Genomic DNA, 6000 nt, shown 5'->3' on the forward strand with positions numbered 1-6000 from the left:
ATATGAAATCAGCACTTTTGGCCGCCGCTGCCGTGTCCGTGTTGCTGGCGGCGCCGGCGACCGCGCAAAACGCCAATCAAGGCGTCAAGATCGGCATCCTCAACGACCAGTCCGGCGTTTACGCCGATTACGGCGGCAAATGGTCGGTCGAAGCCGCAAAAATGGCGATCGAGGATTTTGGCGGCGAGGTGCTGGGGCACAAGATCGAACTCGTTACCGCCGATCACCAGAACAAGCCGGATCTCGCCACCTCCATCGCGCGGCGCTGGTACGACGTCGAAAACGTCGACATGGTCACGGAGCTGACGACCTCCTCGGTCGCGCTCGCGATCCATGAGCTCTCCAAGGAAAAGAAGAAGATCGACATCGTCGTGGGTGCTGCGACGTCGCGCCTCACCGGCGATGCCTGCCAGCCCTATGGCTTCCACTGGGCCTATGACACCCGCGCGCTCGCGGTCGGCACCGGCGGCGCGCTGACCAAGGCCGGCGGCGATACCTGGTTCTTCCTCACCGCCGACTATGCCTTCGGCTATGCGCTGGAAAAGGACACCAGCGAGATCGTCACTGCCAATGGCGGCAAGGTGGTCGGCTCGGTCCGCGTGCCCCTCAACTCGTCGGACTTCTCCTCCTTCCTGCTCCAGGCGCAGAGCTCCAAGGCCAAGATCGTCGGCCTTGCAAATGCGGGCCTCGACACAAGCAACTCGATCAAGCAGGCCGCCGAGTTCGGCATCGTCACCGGCGGCCAGAAGCTCGCCGGCCTCTTGATGACGCTCGCCGAGGTCAACGGCCTCGGCTTGCAGGCCGCGCAAGGCCTCGTGCTCACGGAAGGCTATTACTGGGATCTCAACGACAAGACGCGCGATCTCGGCGAACGCTTCTTCAAGCGCACCGGGCGGATGCCGAGCATGATCCACGCCGGCACCTATTCGGCGACGCTGAGCTATCTGAAGGCGGTCAAGGCCGCCGGCACCAAGGATCCCGACGCGGTCGCCAAGAAGCTGAAGGAGCTTCCGGTCGACGATGCCTTCGCGCAAGGCAAGGTCTTGGAGAACGGCCGCATGGTCCACGATATGTACCTGTTCGAGGTCAAGAAGCCCTCGGAATCGAAGCGGCCCTTTGACTACTACAAGCTGCTCGCAACCGTCCCCGGCGACAAGGCCTTCTTCACCGTCAAGGAGAGCGGCTGCCCGCTGACGAAGTGAGGCAGCGCCAGCGCCGCATTCCTGGTGTCGTCCCGGATCGGCGCTCCGCTTCGCTGCGCTTGTCCGGGACGACGGCTGTGATCGTTGCCGCCGCTCTCCTTCAATGCCCCAGCCGCCAAACCACCGCGACCAGCGCGCCCACCCACAGCGCGATGCTGGCGAAGGCCTGGATGGCAAATCCCGGGCCGCGCTTGGCGGCTTCCTTCGAATAGCCGATGAAATAGACGATGCGACCTACGATCCAGACCGCGCCGATTGCAGCCGCGATGGCGTCACTGATGTAGATCGCGAACAGCCAGAGAGACGGCAGGAAGATCGGCATCCATTCCAGCGTGTTCATCTGGATGCGGAAGGCGCGCTCGAAGTCGGGATGGCCCGACATAGCCGGCACCTTGACGCCGGTCCTGGCACGTGACCGCGCGACGTTGATGCCCGTAAAGAAGCAGAACGCCACGGCCAGCAGCGTGATGAGCGCGGTGAGATGATACATCGCTGGGGTCCCCTCAAATTGGCCGACGCTCAATAGCCCGTCAGCTCGAGATAGCCAACGCCGTCATGGCTGCCGGAGAAGCTGATCGGGCCCTCCCAATAGGAAAAGCCGGTGCCCATCCAGGCGGTGGGGTTGAGCGGCTTGCAGGTAATCGTGAACGACCGCGAGGGGATCGCGATCTGCCATTCCACCGGCAGTTTGCGCCCCGCGACCTCCGCCCATCCTTTCGGTGTCATCTGGATGTCGGCGGCGAAGATCTGCTGAGTGCGGCCGTCGGGCGATATCCAGTTGCCGAACGGATCGTCCTTGCCGTCCTTCTGCCGCAGGCGGTACAGCATCAGCTTGTCGCCCGATGAGAGATGCAGCGAGAGCCAGTCCCAGCCGGTCTGGTCGGCGCCGAGCGGCTGGCTGCTCCATTCGCGGTCCATCCAGGCTTGCCCCGACACGTCGATCGGCTTGTCGTCGATGACGAGACTGCCGCGCGCGCGGAAAAACGGCTGGCTGTAGTAATACGACGCCTGGCCGCGCTCGGATTTGCGGCTGAAGCCGGCATCGCCTTGCAGCACCACCGGACGATCGGCTTGAAGCGTCAGCGCATAGCTGAAATCGGTGCCTGACGCCTTCAGCGTCAGCGGCGACAGCACGCGATCATCGGTGCCCTCAGCGCCCTTCATCTCCCAGTCGTTGATCCAGGCCGCGAACGGCTTTGCGTCCACGCCTGCCTGCCCGACGCCGCCGCGGGCGAACAGCTCGTTGAAGCGGTGGGTGTCGGCGCGGGTCACTGCGGCGTGTCCCATCCAGAGCTGCTGATTGGCCCACCCCTCGCGCTGCGGCCCGGCCTCAGTGGCCTGGCGAAACAGCGTCCATTGCAGGCCACAAGCCGCGCCACTGGCATCGATCAGATTCGCCGTGAGGTACCACCACTCGATACGGAAATCCGGATGCGGCCCGTGGTCGGCGGGGAACGAAAACGCCTTTCCAGGCGTCACCTGTGCAAAGCCGTCCGCGGTCTCGCCGAGGCCGGCATAGCCTTGTGCGAACGCGCAGCGCGAAAACGTCAGCGCGGCAAGGCCACCGGCAAATGCGCGGCGCGATAGTCTGTCAGCGCTCATTGGCGAACACCTTCACCAAATTTGCCGGCTGCATCCGCGCGAGCCGCGCCACCGGCAGCAAGGCGGCCAGCAGCGAGGCGAGCAGCGCCACCGCGACCAGCTCGACCAGTTGCAGCGGAAACACGTGGAACGGCAGGCGCCAGCCGAACGCTTTCACGTTGACGATAGCGATCAGGCACCAGGCCACGATGAGTCCCAGCGGTAATGCCAGCAGCGCCGTGAACAGCGCGACCGCCAGCGTCTTGGTCAGTTCGATCGCAGCAAGGCGCGACCGCGTGAGGCCGATCGCCCAGAGCGGCGCGAGCTGCGGCAGGCGGGAATTGGCAAGCGTCAGCAGGCTGGTCAGCAGCGCGATGCCGGCGACGCCGAGGGTGAAGGCGTTCAGTGCTCCCGTCACCGCGAAAGTGCGGTTGAAGATACGGATCGATTCCGCCTTCACCGTTGCCTGGTCGGCGACGCTGCGGTCGTCGAGGGCAAACTGCCTCTGCAACGCCGTGATCAGGCCGGGAATCTTGTCTCGGGGAACGATGAGTCCGATCCGCGTCTGCGGCGTCTGCGGAAAGCGCCGGATCAGCGCTGCGACATTCACGGCGAGCTGTCCCTTGGGATTGCCGTAATCGGCATAGATGCCGGCGATGTCGAGCACCCAGCTGCCGCCCGGCGCGGGGATCTCGATGACGTCGCCGACGCGCAGGTTCAACCGCCGGCTCAATTGCTCGCTGACGAAGGCGGCATCACCCGGCACGAGCTGCGCCCAGGCGCGCGGCGCGGCTTCAAGCAGCGGCCAGCGCTCGCGATAGAGCGCGTGGTCGGGCAGGCCGAGCAGCTCCACGGGTTGTCCCTCCAGTTGCGTCTCCGCCCGCCCGCCGCTCAAAATCGCCTGCACCTCGCTGCGCTCGCGCAGCCAGCTCCGGATCGCAACCGCCTTCGCATTATCGGGCGCGCTGATATAGACGTCGGCGGCGAGCCGCCCGTTCAGCCAGCTGATGAAGGTGCGGCTGAACGTTTCCACCATGGTGGAGACGCCGACATTGACGGCGAGCGCGAGCAGCAGCGCCATCAGCGCCAGCGACAACCCGGAGAGCTGCTGCCGGCTGTCGGCCCAGAACCACAGCGCAAGCGGACGGCGCGCGCGGCGCTGGCCGATCGAGAGGATGATCTCCAGCAGCGCTGGGAGGATCAGCGCCGCGCCCAGCATCAACGCGGCGAGCACGCCAAAGCCAGCGATCAACGAATCGCCATAGCGCAGCAACAGCAGTGCGACCGCAAACACGGCGAGCGCAGCCGCGCTTTGCAGGATCAGCCAGCGCCGCTGCGCCTGTTGCCAGGCCTGTGGCTGCGCGGTCGCAAGCAAAGGCAGACGCATCGCCTTGATCAGGCTCATTGCCGCCGCGATCAGCGCGCCGGCGATGCTGATGCCGATGCCGGCTAGCCACCATTCGCCGCGCAGCGATAGCTGGCCCGGGATCTGCGCGCCATAGAGCCCGCGCAGCGATGCCACGACATCCGGCAGCAGCGCCGCCGCAATGACATAGCCGCACACCAGTCCCACGAGTCCCGCGGCGAGCGCCAGCACCACCAGCTCGAGCACCAGCACGCTGTTGAGCATGCGTGCAGAAGCGCCGCAGGCACGCAACGTGCGCAGCATCGGCAATCGCTGCTCGAAGGCAAGGCCGACGGCGGAATTGACGATGAAGAGCCCGACGAAGAACGAGAGCAGGCCAAAGGCGGTGAGGTTGAGATGAAAGCTGTCGGTGAGGCGTTCGAGCTCGGTCTCCGCGGTCGGCTCTATCAGTTGCAAGCGGTCGCCGACCACGCTCGCGAGCGGCGCAGGTTTGCCCTTGGCCTTGCCGATCAGCAGCCGCGAGAGCTGGCCTTGCTTGCCAAGCAGCCGCTGCGCGACGCCGATATCGACCACCAGCACGTCGGGCACGAGCTGCGGCTGCGCATGCAGTGGCGGCAGTTTTGCGCCGCTGCTGATCAGCGGCGCCGCGCCCTCCGCCGCGTCGAGATCGGCGAGCGTCTCCGGGGCGACCAGCGTCTGGCCGGGTGGGGCGACGAAAGCGCGCAAGTCCGACGCACCGAGTCGCGGCGCGTTGCCGACCTCGCCCGGCAGCGTCACCGGCTCGATGCCGAGCAGGCGGAACGAGCGCCCGTTGATCTGGACGCGGCCCTCCACGACCGGCGAGACCGGCCAGCCGGCGCGGCTGAGCGCGACGAACAGGTCCTGCGAGAACGTCGCGGCATCGGGCGCAACCAGCATCGCCGTGCGCACGCCGCCGAACGTCGCCGCCGCACGGTCATAGGCGTTGCGCGCCTGCTGGTTGATCGCCTGCACACCGCTCCACAGCGCGGTCGCCGCGATCAAGCCGATCAGCAGCGTCGCGAGCTGCATCGGATGCCGCCGCCAGTGGCTCAGCAGCACGGCCAGGATCCAGAGCGCGCGCCTCATGTGATCCGCCCCGCATGCAGCGTGACGTGGCGGTCGAGCGTGCCGGCCAGATGCAAGCTGTGCGTTACCATCAGAAAGCCGCAGCCTGTGCGCGCCACGAGATCGCGCGTCAGGGCCAGCACGTCGTCGGCGGTCGCCTCGTCGAGATTGCCGGTCGGCTCGTCCGCGAGCAGAAGTGATGGCTTGATCGCGAGCGCCCGGCCAATCGCGACCCGCTGCTGCTGGCCGCCCGAGAGTTGCTCGGGGTAGCGCCTCAAGAGCTTGCGGAGCCCGAGACGCTCGATCAGCTCGCCGTGCCAGGCGGCATCGTGCCGGCCGGCGATCCGCGCCTGAAATGAAAGGTTGTCCTCGACCGACAGGCTCGGGATCAGGTTGAACTGCTGGAAGACCAGCCCCAGCCGGTTGCGCCGCAGCGCCGCCCGTCCTGCATCCGGCAGCGCCGTCACATCGGCGCTTTCGAGCATGATCGTGCCGCCGTCGGCGGCATCCAGCCCCGCGATCAGGTGCAGCAGCGTGCTCTTGCCGCTGCCGGATTCGCCGGTCAGCGCAACGCGCTCGCCGGGGCGCACGTCGAGATCGACGCCGCGCAGCACATGGACCGGCTCGCCGGCCGAGGAGAAGCTTTTGGAGAGGTTTTTAATGTTCAGCACGATGAATGGCGCCGCACGGAATTAACTGGGATGTTGCGTAGCACAGTTGATGCGAAAATGCCGGGGTTGCGTTGCCGTTCAAGCCGTTGTTAGC

Annotated in this window: 5 protein-coding genes; 1 reads left to right on the top strand and 4 read right to left on the bottom strand. The window is 66.3% G+C overall.

Translation table 11 applies throughout. From position 1 onward, the window contains the following. Positions 1-2: 2 nt before the first annotated feature. Positions 3-1202, top strand: coding sequence for an ABC transporter substrate-binding protein (locus Q2941_RS22885; protein WP_027521615.1), 1200 nt, complete (start codon positions 3-5; stop codon positions 1200-1202). Between the two features lie 100 nt (positions 1203-1302). Here Q2941_RS22885 and Q2941_RS22890 read toward each other — a convergent pair whose 3' ends face one another. Genes Q2941_RS22890 through Q2941_RS22905 form a run of 4 tightly spaced genes read right to left on the bottom strand, consistent with a single transcriptional unit; the run spans position 1303 to position 5906 of the window. Next, entirely contained in the window at positions 1303-1692 is a 390-nt protein-coding gene (locus Q2941_RS22890) for an MAPEG family protein (RefSeq protein ID WP_458193800.1), read from the bottom strand. A 29-nt stretch (positions 1693-1721) separates the two neighbouring features. After that, entirely contained in the window at positions 1722-2804 is a 1083-nt protein-coding gene (locus tag Q2941_RS22895; protein WP_458193801.1) for a lipocalin-like domain-containing protein, read from the bottom strand. Continuing rightward, complete coding sequence (locus Q2941_RS22900) at positions 2794-5256, bottom strand: FtsX-like permease family protein (protein WP_458193802.1); 2463 nt, start codon at positions 5254-5256, stop codon at positions 2794-2796. Before Q2941_RS22900 ends, Q2941_RS22895 begins: the two co-directional genes overlap by 11 nt. Beyond that, positions 5253-5906 (bottom strand): ABC transporter ATP-binding protein, encoded by a 654-nt coding sequence (locus Q2941_RS22905; protein ID WP_027521611.1) that lies wholly within the window; start codon positions 5904-5906, stop codon positions 5253-5255. The genes Q2941_RS22900 and Q2941_RS22905 overlap by 4 nt, the downstream gene beginning before the upstream one ends. Positions 5907-6000 lie beyond the last annotated feature (94 nt).

Source organism: Bradyrhizobium sp. UFLA05-153 (assembly GCF_054185185.1).

What these genes read in the sequence shown, in the direction of transcription:
- Q2941_RS22885 (WP_027521615.1), top strand. Translation starts at nt 3, where the DNA reads ATGAAATCAGCACTTTTGGCCGCCGCTGCCGTGTCCGTGTTGCTGGCG.
- Q2941_RS22890 (WP_458193800.1), bottom strand. Translation starts at nt 1,692, where the DNA reads ATGTATCATCTCACCGCGCTCATCACGCTGCTGGCCGTGGCGTTCTGC.
- Q2941_RS22895 (WP_458193801.1), bottom strand. Translation starts at nt 2,804, where the DNA reads ATGAGCGCTGACAGACTATCGCGCCGCGCATTTGCCGGTGGCCTTGCC.
- Q2941_RS22900 (WP_458193802.1), bottom strand. Translation starts at nt 5,256, where the DNA reads ATGAGGCGCGCGCTCTGGATCCTGGCCGTGCTGCTGAGCCACTGGCGG.